The organism is Novosphingobium terrae, assembly GCF_017163935.1.
Classification (GTDB): domain Bacteria; phylum Pseudomonadota; class Alphaproteobacteria; order Sphingomonadales; family Sphingomonadaceae; genus Novosphingobium; species Novosphingobium terrae.
In genome coordinates this window covers 3,446,021-3,463,583 of sequence record NZ_JABVZR010000001.1, presented here as the reverse complement: position 1 = coordinate 3,463,583, position 17,563 = coordinate 3,446,021, and the positions used below count along the sequence as shown (strand labels likewise).

Annotated in this window: 18 protein-coding genes and 2 tRNA genes; 16 read left to right on the top strand and 4 right to left on the bottom strand. The window is 60.4% G+C overall.

What is annotated here, in order from left to right:
- Positions 1-26: 26 nt before the first annotated feature.
- From pepN to HGK27_RS15480, 16 genes are all read left to right on the top strand, one after another.
- The gene (gene pepN / locus HGK27_RS15555; RefSeq protein ID WP_206243259.1) at positions 27-2,651 is read left to right on the top strand and encodes an aminopeptidase N; all 2,625 of its coding nucleotides are present in this window, start codon (positions 27-29) and stop codon (positions 2,649-2,651) included.
- On the top strand, positions 2,644-3,417 hold the full coding sequence (gene pgeF, locus HGK27_RS15550; RefSeq protein WP_241127206.1) for a peptidoglycan editing factor PgeF: 774 nt from the start codon (positions 2,644-2,646) through the stop codon (positions 3,415-3,417). The genes pepN and pgeF overlap by 8 nt, the downstream gene beginning before the upstream one ends.
- 269 nt (positions 3,418-3,686) lie before the next feature.
- Positions 3,687-4,253 (top strand): ubiquinol-cytochrome c reductase iron-sulfur subunit, encoded by a 567-nt coding sequence (petA, locus tag HGK27_RS15545; protein WP_206241707.1) that lies wholly within the window; start codon positions 3,687-3,689, stop codon positions 4,251-4,253.
- A gap of 41 nt (positions 4,254-4,294) precedes the next feature.
- Positions 4,295-5,596, top strand: a complete 1,302-nt coding sequence (locus HGK27_RS15540; RefSeq protein ID WP_206241705.1) for a cytochrome b — start codon at positions 4,295-4,297, stop codon at positions 5,594-5,596.
- 18 nt (positions 5,597-5,614) lie between these two features.
- The gene (locus HGK27_RS15535; protein ID WP_206241703.1) at positions 5,615-6,430 is read left to right on the top strand and encodes a cytochrome c1; all 816 of its coding nucleotides are present in this window, start codon (positions 5,615-5,617) and stop codon (positions 6,428-6,430) included.
- A gap of 80 nt (positions 6,431-6,510) precedes the next feature.
- Positions 6,511-7,080: an adenine phosphoribosyltransferase gene (locus tag HGK27_RS15530; protein WP_206241702.1), complete on the top strand. Its 570-nt coding sequence runs from the start codon at positions 6,511-6,513 to the stop codon at positions 7,078-7,080.
- Between the two features lie 136 nt (positions 7,081-7,216).
- A tRNA-Gly gene (locus HGK27_RS15525) sits at positions 7,217-7,286 on the top strand.
- A 561-nt stretch (positions 7,287-7,847) separates the two neighbouring features.
- A complete protein-coding gene (locus HGK27_RS15520) occupies positions 7,848-8,198 on the top strand; it encodes a hypothetical protein (protein ID WP_206241701.1) in 351 nt (116 codons plus the stop codon).
- A 570-nt stretch (positions 8,199-8,768) separates the two neighbouring features.
- Positions 8,769-9,086, top strand: a complete 318-nt coding sequence (locus HGK27_RS15515) for a HigA family addiction module antitoxin (protein WP_206241700.1) — start codon at positions 8,769-8,771, stop codon at positions 9,084-9,086.
- Positions 9,086-10,804: an Eco57I restriction-modification methylase domain-containing protein gene (locus HGK27_RS15510; RefSeq protein ID WP_206241699.1), complete on the top strand. Its 1,719-nt coding sequence runs from the start codon at positions 9,086-9,088 to the stop codon at positions 10,802-10,804. Before HGK27_RS15515 ends, HGK27_RS15510 begins: the two co-directional genes overlap by 1 nt.
- 4 nt (positions 10,805-10,808) lie before the next feature.
- Entirely contained in the window at positions 10,809-11,546 is a 738-nt protein-coding gene (locus HGK27_RS15505; protein ID WP_206241698.1) for a PaeR7I family type II restriction endonuclease, read from the top strand.
- Entirely contained in the window at positions 11,543-11,875 is a 333-nt protein-coding gene (locus HGK27_RS15500; protein ID WP_206241696.1) for an ATP-binding protein, read from the top strand. The genes HGK27_RS15505 and HGK27_RS15500 overlap by 4 nt, the downstream gene beginning before the upstream one ends.
- 65 nt (positions 11,876-11,940) lie before the next feature.
- Positions 11,941-12,294, top strand: coding sequence for a hypothetical protein (locus tag HGK27_RS15495; RefSeq protein ID WP_206241695.1), 354 nt, complete (start codon positions 11,941-11,943; stop codon positions 12,292-12,294).
- A gap of 49 nt (positions 12,295-12,343) precedes the next feature.
- A tRNA-Gly gene (locus HGK27_RS15490) sits at positions 12,344-12,417 on the top strand.
- 196 nt (positions 12,418-12,613) lie between these two features.
- A complete protein-coding gene (locus tag HGK27_RS15485; RefSeq protein ID WP_206241690.1) occupies positions 12,614-13,846 on the top strand; it encodes a tyrosine-type recombinase/integrase in 1,233 nt (410 codons plus the stop codon).
- Between the two features lie 309 nt (positions 13,847-14,155).
- Positions 14,156-14,887, top strand: a complete 732-nt coding sequence (locus tag HGK27_RS15480) for a sigma-70 family RNA polymerase sigma factor (protein WP_241127204.1) — start codon at positions 14,156-14,158, stop codon at positions 14,885-14,887.
- 146 nt (positions 14,888-15,033) lie between these two features.
- Here HGK27_RS15480 and HGK27_RS15475 read toward each other — a convergent pair whose 3' ends face one another.
- The 4 genes from HGK27_RS15475 to HGK27_RS15460 all read right to left on the bottom strand — a co-directional run bounded on the left by HGK27_RS15475 (position 15,034) and on the right by HGK27_RS15460 (position 17,561).
- On the bottom strand, positions 15,034-16,089 hold the full coding sequence (locus tag HGK27_RS15475) for a hypothetical protein (protein WP_206241689.1): 1,056 nt from the start codon (positions 16,087-16,089) through the stop codon (positions 15,034-15,036).
- A 69-nt stretch (positions 16,090-16,158) separates the two neighbouring features.
- Positions 16,159-16,662, bottom strand: coding sequence for a JAB domain-containing protein (locus HGK27_RS15470; RefSeq protein ID WP_206241688.1), 504 nt, complete (start codon positions 16,660-16,662; stop codon positions 16,159-16,161).
- A 77-nt stretch (positions 16,663-16,739) separates the two neighbouring features.
- Positions 16,740-17,168 (bottom strand): hypothetical protein, encoded by a 429-nt coding sequence (locus HGK27_RS15465; protein ID WP_206241687.1) that lies wholly within the window; start codon positions 17,166-17,168, stop codon positions 16,740-16,742.
- 60 nt (positions 17,169-17,228) lie between these two features.
- Positions 17,229-17,561: a hypothetical protein gene (locus HGK27_RS15460; RefSeq protein WP_206241686.1), complete on the bottom strand. Its 333-nt coding sequence runs from the start codon at positions 17,559-17,561 to the stop codon at positions 17,229-17,231.
- Positions 17,562-17,563 lie beyond the last annotated feature (2 nt).

Genomic DNA, 17,563 nt, shown 5'->3' with positions numbered 1-17,563 from the left:
AACCCTTTGCGTCAGAAGGAGGCATGATGGATGCCCAGACGAGCCCTAGCGCCCCCGCCGCCCCTCAGGCCCCCACCGTGATCCGCCGGGAGGATTATCAGCCTCCGGTGTGGCTGGTGAGCGAGGTCGATCTCGATTTCCATCTGGGGCTGGAGGCGACGCGGGTGACCAGCCTGCTGCGCGTGCAGCGCAATCCCGATGGCAGCGGGGAAGGCACGATCCGCCTCAATGGCGACGGGCTGACGCCTCTGGTGGTCAAGGTGGATGATGTGGTCCGCAATGACTGGCGGCTGGAGGGCGAGGATCTGCTGATCGATCTGCCCGACGACAGCCATGAGATTTCGATCGTTACCCAGATTCACCCTGCGGCCAACAGCCAGTTGATGGGGCTTTATGGCTCGGGCGGGATGCTGTGCACGCAGTGCGAGGCCGAGGGCTTCCGCCGCATCACCTATTTCCCGGACCGCCCCGATGTGCTGAGCGTCTATCGCGTGCGGATGGAGGGCGACAAGGCCCTGTTCCCGGTGCTGCTGGCCAATGGCAATTGCATCGCCAGCGATGATTGTGGTGAGGGCGCGCATTGGGCCGAGTGGCATGACCCATGGCCCAAGCCTTCGTACCTCTTCGCACTGGTGGCGGGCGATCTGGTGGCAACCAGCGACAGCTTCACCACCATGTCGGGCCGTGAGGTGGCTTTGAACATCTGGACGCGTGCCGGCGATGAAACCCGCACGGCTCACGCGATGCGCAGCCTTATCAATTCCATGCGCTGGGACGAGGAAGCCTTCGGGCGCGAGTATGACCTCGACCTGTTCAACATCGTCGCCGTGTCCGATTTCAACATGGGGGCGATGGAGAACAAGGGCCTCAACATCTTCAACACCCGCTATGTGCTGGCCGAGCAGGACACCGCCACCGATGGCGATTTCGACGCTGTGGAAGGCGTGATCGGCCATGAGTATTTCCACAATTGGTCGGGCAACCGCATCACCTGCCGCGACTGGTTCCAGCTTTCCCTGAAGGAAGGCTTCACGGTGCTGCGCGATCAGCTGTTCAGCGCGGATATGGGCAGCGAGCCGGTCAAGCGCATCGAGGATGTCCGCGTGCTGCGCGGCAGTCAGTTCCCCGAGGATTCGGGCCCCTTGGCGCATCCGATCCGCCCGGATTCCTATCAGGAAATCAGCAATTTCTACACCGCGACCGTCTACAACAAGGGCGCCGAGGTAATCCGCATGATGCGGACCATGGCGGGCGTGGAACGCTTCCGCAAAGGCACCGACCTCTATTTCGAGCGCCATGATGGCGAGGCGGCCACCTGCGAGGATTTCGTCAAGAGTATCGAGGCTGGCGCCGGGCTGGATCTCACCCAGTTCCGCCGCTGGTACTCGCAGGCCGGCACGCCCACCGTCACTGCGCGGCTCAGCCATGAGGGTGACACCGCCACGCTGCATCTCAGCCAGAGCGTGCCCGCCACCCCCGGCCAGCCTGACAAGGCGCCCATGCCGATCCCGCTGCGCATCGCTCTGTTCGACCGCGCGACGGGCAAGCATCACGGCGAAGAGCTGGTGGTGCTGGAAAAGGAAGGCGCCAGCTTCCATTTCACGGGCCATGCCACGCGCCCGGTGCTCTCGATCAACCGCGGCTTCTCCGCCCCCGTGGTGGTGGAAAGCGACGAGAGCGAGGAGGATCTGGTCTTCCTCGCCGCGCATGATGACGATCCTTTCGCCCGTTACGAGGCGATGCAGAGCCTGATCGTGCGTCATCTGGTGGCCGCCACCTCGGGCGCTTTGTCCGATGAGGCACGCGCTGCGGGCCGCGAAGGCATCGCCACCGCTCTGCGCGCCATTCTGGAGGACAGCGCTCTTGACGATCTGATGCTGGGCGAATTGCTGATGCTGCCCACGCATAGCTACCTGTCGGAGCGTCTGCCGGTCAGCGATCCGGGCGTGCTCAACGATGAGCGCGAGGGGCTGAAGGCATGGCTCGGCGTGCAGCTGGGCGATCTGCTGCGCGCGCATCACGATCGCGTCAGCGCGGTGGCTTTCGGCCATGATGCGGCGTCCAAGGGGGCACGCAAGGTCAAGTCTCAGGCGCTGGTCTACCTCGCCGCCAGCGAGCCCGAAGCCGCCGCCATCCGCGCCGCCGCCCAATATGACGCGGCGGACAATATGACCGACCGCCAGGGCGCGCTGACTGTGCTGTGCAGCCTTGAAAGCCCGCTGCGCGAGGACAAGCTGGCCGATTTCCACGCCCGCTATCAAGGCAACCCGCTGGTGATCGACAAGTGGTTCAACCTGCAGGCCGGTTCGCTGCATCCGCGCGTGCTGGACCATGTGAAGGCGCTGGCCGAGCATCCCGATTTCACGATGAGCAACCCCAACCGGGTGCGCGCGCTGTTCATGGCACTGGCGGTCAACCCCGCCGGTTTCCATGATGCCAGCGGCGAGGGCTATCGCATGATCGGCGATCTGATCCTTGCGCTCGATCCGATCAACGCCCAGACGGCGGCGCGTTTCGTGCCGCCCCTGGGCCGCTGGCGCCGGGTCGAGCCGGTGCGCGGCGCGATGATGCGCGAGCAGCTGGAGCGGATCGTCGCCCAGCCGGGCCTCTCCAAGGATGTCTTCGAGCAGGCGAGCAAGAGCCTTGGTTGAGGTCAGCAATCCCGTCGAGGCACTCCACGCCGATGTGCTGACAGGCGTGCCGCATGGTTTTCTGGGACGGCGCGGTGGGGTCTCCACCGGCGCCGTCGCCGGGCTGAACGTGGGGCTGGGCGCCGATGACGCGCGAGAAGCCATCGCGGAAAACCGGGCCCGCGCCGTGGCAGCCGTGGCGCCGGGCGCGCGGCTGGTGACGGTCTATCAGGTCCATTCCGGCGATTGCGTGGTGGCGGGTGACTGGGACGATGCCCATCGCCCCCATGCCGACGCTCTGGTGACGGACAAGCCCGGCGTGGTGCTGGGCATCGTCACCGCCGATTGCGCGCCGATCCTGCTGGCTGACGTGCAGGCCGGTGTGGTCGGTGCGGCCCATGCCGGATGGAAAGGCGCTTTCTGCGGCGTGGCCGAGGCGACCGTCGAGGCGATGATCGCGCTGGGTGCCAGTCGCAACCGCATCGTGGCGGCGATCGGGCCCTGCATCGCTCAGGCCAGCTATGAGGTGGATGAGGGCTTCCGCGCCCGTTTTATCGCGCAGGATGAGGCGCTTGGGCATTTCTTCGCTGCCGGGCGGGAAGGGCACTGGCAGTTCGCTCTGGAGCCTTATGTGGCCCATCGGCTGGCTTTGGCCGGTGTCGGGCAGATCGAGTCGCTCTCACGTGATACCTATGCTGATGAAGAAGGATTTTTCTCCTTCCGACGCGCCACGCACAGGCAGGAAGCGACCTATGGGCGGCAGTTTTCGCTGATCGCCTGCCCCTGAACGCTCGCAAAGAATAAAAATGCGGTTGAGGTGAAGGGTTTTGATGTTTATCAAACTCAAAAAAGCCGTCGTCCGCCAGTGAAACACAGTCAGTGGATCATGGGAGGTGAAACGGCGGCAGGGGATTCCTGAACACGCGCCGTTACGCGTTCTGATGAAGTGTTTCGTTTGGTTTCTTGCCGGTGGCGGGAAGCCAGTGGTGCAGGGCGTTCTTGTGGGCCAGATCCGGTGGATCTGTTTCGGGAGGGCGATTGAGGCAAGGCTCGATCATGACGCAAAGTGAAGCCGCCGAAACGGGGCTGGGCAGTGAGGCATCGGGCGTGCGTCGCCGCGATTTTATTGAAGTGGCCGCCGTCAGCGCGGCGGGGGTTGGCGCTCTGGCGGCATTGGTGCCGCTGATCAGCCAGATGGCGCCGTCAGCCGATGTGCTGGCCGAAGCGTCGACCGAGGTCGATATTTCGGCCATCGCCGTGGGGCAGGCGATCAAGGCCGTGTTCCGCAAGCAGCCGGTGTTCGTAAGGCATCTCACGCCTGAGGAAATCTCCAAGGCCGATGCGGTGCCGCTGTCCGAACTGCGCGATCCCGAAACGCTGGAGCAGCGCACCAAGCCGGGCAAGACCCAGTGGCTGATCACCATGGGCGTCTGCACCCATCTGGGCTGCGTGCCGCTGGGCACCGGCCAGGGTGAGCCGCGCGGCGAGTTCGGCGGCTATTTCTGCCCCTGCCACGGGTCGCAATATGACACGGCCGCACGCATCCGGAAGGGCCCCGCGCCCAAGAATCTGGTCGTGCCGGATTACGCCTTCACATCGCCCACCGTCGTCAAGATCGGCTGAACGCCGCTTCCCACGCGAGCCAAGACGCGAGGATTTCTGCCATGAGTTTTCCATGGGCCAATGAATACAAGCCGAGCCATCCGGCGATGGTGTGGCTGGACGAAAAGCTGCCTCTGCCGCGCTTCGTCTACAATGCGGTGGGCGCGGGCTATCCGGTGCCGCGCAATCTGAACTATATGTGGAATTTCGGCGTGTTGGCCGGTTTCTGCCTGATGTTGCAGATCGTGACCGGGGTCATTCTGGCGATGCATTATGCCGCCAACACCGATGTCGCCTTCAACTCCACCGAACATATCATGCGCGACGTCAACTGGGGCTGGATGCTGCGTTACGCGCATGCCAATGGTGCCAGCGCCTTCTTCGTGGTGGTCTATGCCCATATCTTCCGGGGGTTCTACTTCGGCAGCTACAAGGCCCCGCGCGAGATGATCTGGCTGCTGGGCGTGGTGATCTTCCTGCTGATGATGGCCACCGCCTTCATGGGCTATGTGCTGCCATGGGGCCAGATGAGCTTCTGGGGCGCGCAGGTCATCACCGGTCTGTTCAGCGCCATTCCGCTGGTGGGCGATGGGCTTCACACTTGGCTGCTCGGCGGCTTCGCACCGGATCAGGCGGCGCTCAACCGCTTCTTCTCGCTGCACTTCCTGCTGCCCTTTGTCATTCTGGGCGTGGTGATCCTGCATATCTGGGCGCTGCATATCCCCGGCTCCTCGAACCCCACGGGCGTCGAGGTGAAGAGCGAGAGCGACACCGTGCCTTTCCATCCTTACTACACGGCCAAGGATGGCTTCGGGCTGGCGGTGTTCCTGTTCCTCTATTGCGCGCTGCTGTTCTTCTTCCCCAACGCGCTGGGCCACCCGGACAATTACATCCCGGCCAACCCGATGCAGACCCCCGCGCATATCGTGCCCGAATGGTATTTCTGGCCCTTCTACGCGATCCTGCGCGCTTTTACCGCCGATCTGACCATCCCCTTCACCCATGTGGTGCTGGTGCCCGCCAAGCTGCTGGGCGTGCTGGCCATGTTCAGCTCGATCCTGGTGTGGTTCGCGCTGCCCTGGCTGGATACGTCGCCGGTGCGTTCGGGCCATTACCGCCCCACCTTCCGCAAGATCTACTGGCTGCTGGTGATCGACGTGCTGATCCTGGGCTATTGCGGCGGCTCGCCCGCCGAAGAGCCCTTCGTGATGATCAGCCAGATCGCGGCGGCCTACTATTTCCTGCATTTCTTCATCATTCTGCCGCTGGTTTCGCTGATCGAAACCCCGCAGCCGCTGCCTTTCTCGATCACTGAATCGGTGCTCGGCAAGGACGTTGAAACCACCCCGGCCCCGGCCGAATAAGCGAAGGGAGGAAGATCCATGGTCCGCCTGATTTCCGCCCTGATCGGGGCTTTCTTCACCCTCTGCCTGCTGATCGCTTTCGGCACGGGGCTTGTCAGCTACATCACGGAGCCGCCCGCCAAGACGGTGGAGGCCGCCTTCCACAAGCTGCCCAATGAAGAGTTCTCGCTGCAAAGCGATGGCGCCTTCGGCACCTTCAACCGCCAGCAGGTGCAGCGCGGCTTCCAGGTTTACAAGGAAGTCTGCTCGGCCTGCCACGCGATCAAATATGTCGCCTTCCGTGACCTGAAGGAGCTGGGCTACAACGATCCGGAAGTGAAGGCGATCGCCGCCGGCTTCAAGGTGCCCGTCTACAATCCCGCCACCGGCGAGCTGAAGACGCGCGACGGCGTGCCGACCGATCACTTCCCGCCCGTGGTCTATGGTGGTTCGGGCACGCCGCCCGATCTGTCGCTGATCACCAAGGCGCGCCATGGCGGGGCGGCCTATGTCCACTCGCTGCTGACCGGCTATGCCGACCAGCCCGCCGAGCTGCTCAAGAAGTATCCGGAGAGCAAGACGCCCGACGGCCTCTTCTACAACCCCTACTTTGCCAATCTGAACATCGCCATGCCGCCGCCGCTCTCCAGCGAGGGTCAGGTCTCCTACAAGGATGGCACCAAGGCCACGGTTGACCAGATGGCCACCGATGTCGCCGCCTTCCTGGTGTGGACCGCCGAGCCCAAGCTGGAAAAGCGCCACCAGACGGGCTGGCCGGTGCTGGGCTTCCTGCTCTTCGCTTCGGTGCTGGCCTATATGGCTTACCGCAACGTCTGGGCTGACAAGAAGCACTGAGGTCGCTAAAGGCTGACGAAACGGGGGCCCCTTGCATCGCAGGATGCAGGGGGCCTCTGGCGTGATGAAAGGACGCGGGAATGACTGCCGACGTGATCGTGAGAGCCGATGTGCTTGAGGCCGAAGACCTGAAGGCGCTGGTGCGCAGCGTGCCCGATTTCCCCAAGCCGGGCATCCTGTTCCGCGACATCACCACGCTGATCGGCCATGGCGCGGGCTTTGCCGCCAGCGTTCGCCTGCTGGCCGACCGCGCTGAAGCTGCGGGGGCGCAGGCCATTGCCGGCATGGAGGCGCGCGGCTTCATTTTTGGCGCGGCGGTGGCGGCGCGGCTGGAACTGCCCTTCGCGCCGGTGCGCAAGCCGGGCAAGCTGCCGGTGCCGGTGCTGGCGATCGACTATGCGCTGGAATATGGCACCGACACGCTGGAGATCGATCCCGAAGCCATCAGCCAGGGCCAGCGCGTGGTGATCCTCGACGACCTGATCGCCACCGGCGGTACGGCTCTGGCCGCGACGCAATTGCTGCGCCGCGCGGGGGCGCAGGTCACCCATGCGCTCTTCGCCATCGACCTGCCCGATCTGGGCGGCGCGGAAAAGCTGCGCGCAGAGGGCATCACCGTGGATGCGCTGATGGATTTTCCGGGGCACTGATCGCCAAACTGGGGACTGGCTGACGGATTGCCATTGACGAGCCGGCAAGTCTCATGGCAAGCGGCAGGCGCATCGCCGGGATGGTTTCATCCGGTCAAGCGATGGCGCCTGTCATGGCCAAAGACCTGATCTGAGCGGGTATAGCTTAGTGGTAAAGCTCCAGCCTTCCAAGCTGGAGGGAAACCGCGGAAATCCGCCATTCTTCCTGTAAAATAGGCTTATTTCGGCCCTTATGTTTCAATGACTTACCTTTCGTCGGTAAAATGGTTTGGGCATTAGCTGGATGATTTCCAGACGTCGCAAAGATGCTGAAAACAGTGGATGAGCAGGGGGCTAAGAGGCGGGATCGGATGTACGATCCAGTCGATGGGCACGGATCGTTTACCAATGCCCTGCCACAGGGTTCCCACGGAAGAGCGCATCGCTCGCAATGGGAACCGGCTTCGTGGCGATCACAATTTCCCCGAAAAAGCAGGGCTCTTCTATAAAAGCCAATATCCCCGGAGACAGAAAACCCACCCCAGACACACCTGATCCAAAAATGTTATATAAAGGACCTTTGATAGATAGGCTCTCTGTGGTTCTGGACATTGCTGACGAGCGGGATGGCGCCATGATCAGGGATACCGTGTGGCACGCGGTCAAGCACGACAAGTCTAATGTCCACCGCGTTAAGTCCCAGGGCGAGTATCAGCTTGCGGCTAGGCTCACCGCTGGCTCATCTTCCAATCCAGAAAAAGCGTCCATATTTCCAGATGAAGGAGTATGTGGGCGAGGACAAGAAACTGGCGACGCGGCTTCGCCTGGATTTCGTCCCCGTCGATCTGGGGCCTCAGGGCATCCAAGATTTGCATATCGTGCTGATCACTTTGATGCCGGGGGGATGGGAGTATTTTTTGAAGCATGGCAAGATCACGCGATTGGATGTTGCGGTCGATTTCCCCGGCCTTGCTATGGATGATTTCCATTTTCTGCCCACAAAGGGGGCCACTTCAACGGTGTTCCGCCAGCATTTTGCCGCCCAGGTTCAGCCTTGGTGGGACTTTGAAAAGCTTTGGTCCGAATGGTCCAAGTCTCTCGATGATCTGACGCTGTTAAGCCCCGAAGCCTGGGGATGAGGTGAGGGATGCGCTGTTGAGCACTTATGGCTTGAGTGAGTTGCAATTAATGTCACAGGCTAGGGCACGGTGTCCCTGCACTTCCTCAACCGCTGCCGTTACAGGCGTTGGTGACTGCATTTAGGACAGAGTCATGCGGTAAAAAGCGGCGCCGATAGCCAAGAAAGCAAGGTCAGCAGGACCTGCGGCGTCCTTGCCTGTAGGGAGCCCGTAGAGACACACAAATTCAGTGCCTGTTGGACGACCGAGATTAGCACTTTGCTGCCCATCGCTGCAGCGACCAACAACGCCCAACTATGCCGAAACTGGCTATTCGTCGAGCCCTGTAAGCCCCTCTGTTATGCTTAGGCCAAGGTCTGGGAAATAGCCACAATGTCGCTTTTAGGAGTCAAGTATTTGATAAATAATAGTTTTTATGCTATCGATTGAGGCGAGTTTCACCGCTCGATGAAGGCGCGTTTTCGATGCCGGAGGTATCAAACGGAAAAGCTTGTCAAGGGGCGTTAGAGGCTGGTGACAACTGACAAGCGTCTGTTGACGCCCTGACTCGCCAAGGCCTAGTTTTGTTCCATGAACCTCACCTGCCCTGCAGACCCCGGGAAAGCTGTCCGGGCAGAATGTCTCGCACGGAACGGCCTATCCGTATTCCAGGCAGCCCAGCTACTTGGGGTAACCCGGCAAGCGCTCAACAATCTGGTGAACGGCCATTGTGGCATATCGCGCGAGATGGCCATCCGACTGGCGGTCGTATTCGGGGGGCAACCCGAAGCCTGGCTCCATTTGCAAATGGAGTACGACCTTGCCCAGGGCAAGGAACGGCTCGCCAGCCTGAACATCGCCGCACTTTCCGCGTCGGCTGTGGACGAACAGCAAGCGAGGCTTTTCTGATGGTAACTAGCGTCGCAGCGGTCACCGCTATCCACCCCTCTTTGCCAGGGTTCTGCCCAGTCACCGAAGCCGTCGCCAGCATGGCTGCCGCCGGCATCAATGAGCGCGGCGCGATCTTCACCCGCCGTGAAGTGGTCGATTTCATTCTCGACCTAGTGGGCTATTCCACCGACCAGCCATTGCATGAACGTCGATTGCTCGAGCCATCTTTTGGTCAAGGTGATTTCCTGCTCTCCGCAATCGACCGCCTGCTCACCGCTTGGCAATCGGCGGGTATGCCGAACCCGATAACTTCGCTAACTCACGCCATCCGGGCAGTGGAGTTGCATCGCGCGTCTGCTGAGCACACGCGCGATCAGGTTCTTGACCGTTTGCAGCGTGCAGGCATCAGGCTTGAAGAGGGCGAGGCCCTGGTTAACCAGTGGCTTACTTGCGGTGACTTCTTGCTCGCACCACTAGACGGCCAATTTGACTATGTTGTGGGCAACCCTCCCTACATCCGGCAGGAACTGATTTCTGACGCTCTCATGGCCGAGTACCGGGCACGTTACAGCACGATCTATGACCGCGCCGATATTTATGTGCCCTTCATCGAGCGATCGGCCCGCGCCCTTTCCAAGGGCGGGCACATGGGCTTCATTTGCTCCGATCGTTGGATGAAGAACCGTTACGGTGCTCGCCTTCGACAGCTCATTTCCGAACAGTTCCATCTCAAAACATACATTGATATGGTTGATACGCCAGCCTTCCACACGGATGTGGTCGCCTATCCAGCAATAACTGTCATTTCCCGCGAAAAATCTGGCCCGACTCGGATTGCCATTCGCCCTAGCATCGATAGTTCTGAGCTGGCCATGCTTTCAGCAGCACTGACCGGTTGGGCCGAACCCGATTTGAACAGCGGTGCACGTGAGATCCATCAGGTCACGGATGGAGCGAACCCCTGGATTCTCGAATCATCAGACCAGCTAGCGCTGGTCCGCCGCCTCGAAGCTAGCTTTCCGACGATTGAGGAAACCGGCTGCAAGGTCGGCATTGGGGTCGCAACTGGCGCCGACAAGGCCTTCACCGGGCCGTTTCAGGCACTAGACGTGGAGCCGTGCCGCAAGTTGCGGATGGCAACAACGCGAGACATCGACACCGGCGTCGTCCTGTGGGGAGGGCGGGGAGTCATTAATCCGTTCGGCGATGATGGCCGGCTTGTCGATCTTGCGAAGTTTCCGCGGCTCGCGCGCTATCTGGAGAATCGCAAGGATCAGATCGCCAAGCGCCATGTCGCCCAGAAGGCCCCGGCCAACTGGTATCGCACCATTGACCGCATTTACCCGGAGCTGGCCAGCCGACCGAAGCTCCTGATCCCCGACATCAAGGGCGAAGCCAATATCGTTTATGAAGAAGGGCGGCTGTACCCGCACCACAATCTCTACTTTATCACGTCCGATCATTGGGATATTCGTGCGCTCCAGGGCGTCCTCCTGTCCGGTATCGCGCGGCTGTTCGTGTCGACCTATTCAACGAAGATGCGCGGCGGATATTTACGCTTTCAGGCGCAGTACCTTCGGCGCATCCGCTTACCGAAATGGCGGGATGTATCCGTATCCTTGCAACGCCGGTTGATCGTTGCGGCTACGGCCAAGAATATCCAAGCCTGCAATGAGGCCGTCTATGAACTGTACCAGCTGTCTGCAAACGAACGGGCGGCACTAGGGGGGGAATAAGTTTATGGCGCTTGACCTTGCCGACTATGAGACCAAAGCGAAGGAGGCCACCATGGCGTTCTGGGGCAATCGGGAGAAGGCCCGTCAAGCCCAGATTGAGGCAGGCAAGGCCGATCAGGGCGAGCGCGCCGGGGTCACTGCGGGCAAAAACATGGACGGCTTCCTCGCGATGCTGATCGACATCGTTCAGGCCAATGGACCGACTGGTGCACAAGTGCACCAACAGCGCTCCGTTCTTACTCTTCCCGGCTTTTTTCGCCCGACTAAGCTGTGGGACGTGCTGGTGATGCACGGAGGCCACCTTATCGCGGCGATCGAGCTGAAGAGTCAGGTAGGTCCATCGTTCGGAAACAACTTCAACAACCGCTCTGAAGAGGCAATCGGCACCGCCCACGACTTGTGGACTGCCTACCGCGAAGGCGCATTCGGCGGGCAAACCAAGCCTTTCGTGGGTTGGTTGATGATGGTGGAGGACGCGCCGGAATCGCGCCGTGTCGTCACGGACCGCTCACCACACTTCGCGGTCTTTCCGGAATTCCAAGGTGCGTCCTACCTCAAACGATACGACATCCTCTGTCAGCGGCTCGCTAAGGAGCAGCTTTACAGCGCTGCAGCCCTGATAGCCTCGCCGCGCACAGCGTCGGTCAACGGCGAATTCGGCGAGTTATCCGAGCTGACGAGCCTCAAGACGTTCGTTGCCTCATTGGCCGGCCACATGGCTGCCGAAGCGGCCCGCTCATGACCGCCAAGACAGTCGAAATTCAGGTCCAGAACGATCATCTCGAACGCCTTGCTCAGGTGAGAAAGCCAATCCTCGCTGTTGCTGAACTCATCTGGAATGCTCTCGATGCCGACGCTAACCGTGTCGAGATGTTTCTTCGTGAGGATCAACTCGGCGACTTCGAGGCAATCGAGGTAATCGATGATGGTCATGGCATCGAGCATGGCGATGCCGAGAGCCTATTTTCCCGACTTGGCGGTTCTTGGAAGAAGGACGGTAAAAGACACGGGGAAAGAGCCGCTTGCCGCATGGCCGGGAAGGTCGAGGCAGACTGCGTGCCTTTGGCTTAGGCCGCGCGGTCGATTGGAATGTTGTGTACTTGGCACCCACCGGGCTGCGCGCCTTCCGGATGTCGATGATCAAAGACACCCTTCAGCCCGCGTTGGTCCCGCCACTTGCCGCGGCACCCCGCGCGTTGCGCGCTTCCTTGCCGCCCAGCGCCCCTCTGAGCGAAGCTGCGCAAGAGCAGATCGCCTATCAGCAGGGTGCGGATCTGGTGCGTGAGCTCGATCATCAGAAGACTCTGCACGATCTGCGCGGCACCTATGCGACCAAGCTGATGACGCTCCCAGGCGGCAGCCTGACCAACTCCGAAATCGCGTCGGTCATGGGCTGGAGCGAGACTCAGGTTGCCACAATTCGGAAAAGATACGTTGACGAGGCGGCCATCGTCGTGGCAATCGGCAGGCGCATTGCAGGGGATCTGTAAAACGGCCTGTAAAACGGCACTGTCAATGGCCATCTAAGTCGTTGATAATGCGGGTATAGCTTAGTGGTAAAGCTCCAGCCTTCCAAGCTGGCTATGCGGGTTCGATTCCCGCTACCCGCTCCAGAATTTGCTCTCAGAGCATCCCACAGAGCTTTGTAAGTCACGGAAAAGAAGAGTATTTTTGAGCCTCCTCTGGCTCACCAAATCTCTCTCTATCTCAAGACATCTCTGGCCAAGTGGGGCCTAAATTTTGGAGATTCGTGGGGCCAATTTTGGGGCCGGACCTCGGGTAGGGGTTTGGCCATGAAAGGTCCGTCCTATGCCATTGACAGATATAGCGATTCGTAACGCAGCGCCGCGTGAGAAGTCCTACAAGATGCATGATATGCTGGGATTGTTTCTGGTGGTCCTGCCATCGGGCGGCAAAACCTGGCGGATGAAATACAAGCAGGGCGGCGTCGAAAAGAAGCTGACCTTCGGACGGTACCCTGAGGTCAACCTTCGGGATGCCCGCAAGCGCCGCGACGAGGCCCGCGATCAGATTTATGAGGGTAAAGATCCCGCTCGCCTCCAGAGGCTTGGAAAGCTGAGGTCCCAGCTTCTGAAGGAAAACACCTTCACCGCCATTGCCAAGGAGTATTGCTTCAAGCGCAGGAATGACGGCGACCGCGCCTGGGCTCCTGCCACGGCGTCCCGCTCCGAATATCTCCTGGGCCTGCTGGACAGCTCGATCGGGCGCCTGCCGGTTCATGAGATCGAGCCGATCGACGTTTTGGCGGCAGTCCGGAAAATCGAGCAGAGAGGCAATCTGGAGAGCGCCCGACGGACACTGCAGTTGTCGAGCGCAGTCTTCCGATATGCTGTTGCAACTGCCCGGCTGCGGTCGGACCCGACCAGGGATCTGCGCGGCGCTCTGCTCACGCCCAAAGTCAAGCATTATGGGGCAGTTACTGAAGCTTGCCGCGTGGGTGAACTGCTCAGAGCCATTGATGGCTTTGACGGGCATATGACAACCCGACTGGCATTGAAGCTGTCCCCCCATGTTTTTGTCCGACCCGGAGAGCTTCGCCATGCGTGTTGGGAGGAAATCAATCTGGATGCGGCTCTCTGGACCATCCCGGCCGAGAAAATGAAGATGCGCAAGCCGCATCATGTCCCGCTGTCACTCCAGTCAATCGCCTTACTGGAGGAGGCCTACGAGATGACGGGGCCGCGCGGTTTTGTGTTTCCATCCATCCGTTCGCGCAAGCGACCAATGTCGGAGAACACCATCAACGCCGCTCTGAGGCGGCTCGGTTACACGACCGATGAAATGACTGCTCATGGGTTTCGGGCGATGGCCAGCACGCTTCTGAACGAGTCCGGACAATGGTCCTATGATGCTATCGAAAGAGCGTTGGCGCATGGTGACACTGACAGGGTGCGCGCAGCCTATCATCGAGGAACGCACTGGAAGGAACGTGTCGAGATGGCCCAGTGGTGGTCGGATCTTCTTGATGCCTTGCGGCAAGGAGCCAAAGTGGCGCCGGGTCCCGGTTTGAATTTGCGATAGGCTGCTCGGGGCGATCTCCACGGCGCAGGTCATCCCGGCGGGCCGTGAGATCAAGTCGATGCTGAGCGGAACCACGATTTCGGTGGTTCCGCGCTATCGTTGAACGAGAGCGTTGTTGCGCTGGCGGCTCGGGGAAATGGAACGCCATCTCTTCGGAGGGTATGATCATGCCTTGGCAGGTAGGATGGGCGCCAGGACGAGGTTCCGATGAGGTTGCCTGGCTTCATCATGCCTTTGCGAAGCAAAGCGTGCTGGAACTGTTGGCAAAAACATCCGTTACCTAGCAACCTAGGGAACCGGAGGCGCTTCGTGACGGGACAGAACACCGAAACCAATGAAGAATCTGTTCTGACGCGAGTCTCTCATTCCGGTAACTGTCTGCCCGAAAATGAATCGGGCCAGAGCGTCCCTGTTAAGACCCAGGATCAAGTTGAAGGTGCTCGGCTCTCTGACGCCGATTTCCATGAGGAACTGACAGCGGTCATTCCACATTTGCGCGCTTTTGCTCGCATGCTTTGCGGCGACCGCGATCGAGCGGACGACCTGGCTCAGGAAGCATTGATGAAGGCCTGGGCGGCGCGAGGCAGCTTCATTGCAGGCACGAGATTCCGTGCCTGGATCTATACCATCCTGAGACATCTGTATTTTGGTCAAATTCGTCGCGAACGGTTCGTAGGCGAATACAATGAGGCCGAAGCGGAACGGGTTTTGACCATCCCTGGATCGCAGGAAGGGCGCCTCGAAGCTGCCGACGTGCTGCGTGCCCTGGCGACGCTTCCGGCTACCCAGCGCGAGGTGCTCGTCCTTATGTGTGTCGGCGGCGTCAGCTATGAGGAAGTGGCCGAAATCTGCGGTACGCCGCTGGGCACTGTGAAGAGCCGCATTGCTCGTGCCCGCGCGGCGATTTCAGCGGCCATCGATGGGGGTCTCCTGCCCGATGTGCGCAGTAAGTTCGACCTGAAGGATGATGTGCACGACGCATTCTTCGAGGAGCTGCGGAAGGTTGCACCGGCCCATGTTCTCGAGCGAAGGGTAACCTGACCGATTTTGCTGATCGAGAAGCCTGCCCAAAATCGGTCGGTTCATCGGCCCGGCGGCCATGCAGCTCTCAACCGAATTGGGAAAAGAGCCACGCGGACGGGTACGAAAAGATTTTGATCCGCTTCACCTGGTAGCGCGCCGGCCCTCTATAATTTCTCCCAGTCGTCTCTTGGAGGGGGCAGGACCGAAGCATCCGGTAACCGGGACAGGTCGATCGTCCATCGAGGGCGGCACCATTGATGTGTGTCTGACGGAGCCATCCCCGGATCGTCGTATGAAAAGATGAGCGGTTCCACATGCGCCGTTGCTCCCGCTGGCGGCAACAAAAACGAGTTGCGACTGACCACCGCCGAAAACGGCATCGTATCGGCAACCCGCACTTGTGTGAAAGGCGCCGACGATGTGGACGCTTCAGTGCTGATCACATTGAAGTGGAGTGAATCGCACTGACTGACCAGCCGCGCCTGGGTGTCCGGCGTGAGTCCAAACCGGCGTGGACGCGCCTCTGAAAGCGCCAGGTCGCACTCTTCGACAGAGCCTGTTGCGCTGAGAGGTTCGCCTGGCCGAGTGAGAGCGAAATTGACGTTGAATCGAGAGCCATCGAGCTCTCGTGACAGTTGAGAACTGAGGAACTTGTCGACGATCGCGCTGATATGGTGGTTACGATGCTCGGTGGAGACACTCGCATAATCCAGATCGAGCAGGCTCATGCTCGCCCGCACCTCGGCAGCGGCGCCCTCGGCATCGAGACATGATCCCAAGCTTACCGGTTCACGCGGGATGTCAATTTCGAGGAATTTGACGGTTTGATTCAGAAGTGAAATCTCGATCCGTGATGGGCGTGCTGTGACGAGCATCCTTGTCTTGGGTCCGACCCCAGGCAACCACGCCATCTCTGATGGCGTCCGAAATTCATCGATCTGGAACCAGCTGATGTGGCTGCTGAGATGGTCAAAACGAGCATCGGATGCCTTGTCAGGCACATAGTTGAGTTGACCGATCGAGAGCCGACGCTCAACGGCCTTGAGAATATCCCGGCCAAATGCGCGCTGTTCCAGACTCGGCGCGGGGCGGGCCCCCCACCGCAAATCGAGCCAGGGCGCGGTCCAGTCGCGATGTTCCCAGCTCAACGGCGTCTGCGGCGCAGAGGAAGTCAGGTAGAGTGTATCCCTGGTCGGCCCAGGGGACGAAGCAAGCAACATTAAAGAAATCTCCCGCGACAGGAAAGGTCGCGCACCGGTTCGGATGATTGATGTTGTGGGGCGGGGCCCTTAGGGCTCGGTCCGTGTCAGATGGCCCAAGGCCTTCAGGCTGTTCCATCCGCTCCTGGAAATGATCAGGTGATCAAGGAGACGAATGCCGTTCCTTTGGCAAATCCGGTCGAGTTCAAGGGTGGCCTGCTTGTCGGCAGCGCTCGGCTCCGGATTGCCTGAGGGGTGGTTGTGGGCGATGATAATCCCGGTAGCGCCTAGGCTCTTGGCTAGGTCAGTGATGTCATGAGGTCGGATTGCAGCCTCCCGACCATCGCCCTGTGAGATAACCTTCTCGGTGATGAGCCGGAGACGTGAGGTGAGAAACAGGACGTAGACCCTCTCGTTTGGCAGAAAGGCCATCTCCGACCTCAGATAGTCGATGAGAGCCTGAGAGGAGCTGATGACTGGTCGGGCTTCCAGGATCTCGCGCAAAGCCAGACGGCAGGTCTTCCAGGCCGAGGTTATAAGATCGGCAATGTCGTGATTGCTGATTTTGGCGATGCTCTCGTGGTTGCCCGCCATGACAGCCTGAAGCGCGCCAAACTCGCGCAGGAGATTGGCGGCAAAATGTGATGCGCTTTCGCCGGCGACGCTGCGGATCAGTCTGGAGAGGCTTTCACAGTCTTCTGACGGTGTTGGCGGAACCAGGTTCCCACGACCAAAGCCGTCAAAGCCGGCCAGGCCCAGAAGCTTTCCGTGCGCTGGTAAAGGTGCCAGACGCTGTCCTGGCCTATCAGTTTTGCGAGATGGGCTACCACTGACGGGATTGCCATGCCTAGCGACCATATCGGCCAATACCTATCGGAGCGGGCGGCGATTTCCAGGAAACCGATGCAGACCGCAATGTCTATGACCAGGAGCGGGTAGATCGCGGCCCAGCCGAATGTGACGACCGCCACAACCGACAAGAGAGACGCGACCAGATTGAGGATCACTCCCTGGCGTTCGGGCCGCCCCCCACAGAAGAGGGCATAGGCGAACGCCAGGATTGTGAAGACCGCAAAGCTTATCTGGCGAAGTTCAGGCATGCGGTCTGCACACCATGACCATGGCTGTTCGTCAACGGGGGCTCGCTGCCCCCGCGTCGGTCAGGCCGCTTCCACGACGTTGAGCGAGGCCTTGGCGCCGTAGGGAACGCAGTCGCCCCACTGGGTTTCCTGAATGCCGAGCTTGCGGCCGAAGGCTGCGAGACGGGTATGTGCGGACAGGAGTGCCCGCTGGCCCTGATGAATGGAAGTCAGGGCCCCCATTGCCTCGTCCATGACTCCCTGATCAGCAACGCCATTCGCGACAAAGCTGTGAGCGATCTCGGCGATCGCGCGGGCGGTATCGCGCATTGCAGAAAGGTTGGTCGCTTCGCTGGTGTCCAAAGCTGTTTTGATTTCGCGAGCGGACTGGATGAGATTGGGGGTCACGGACATGC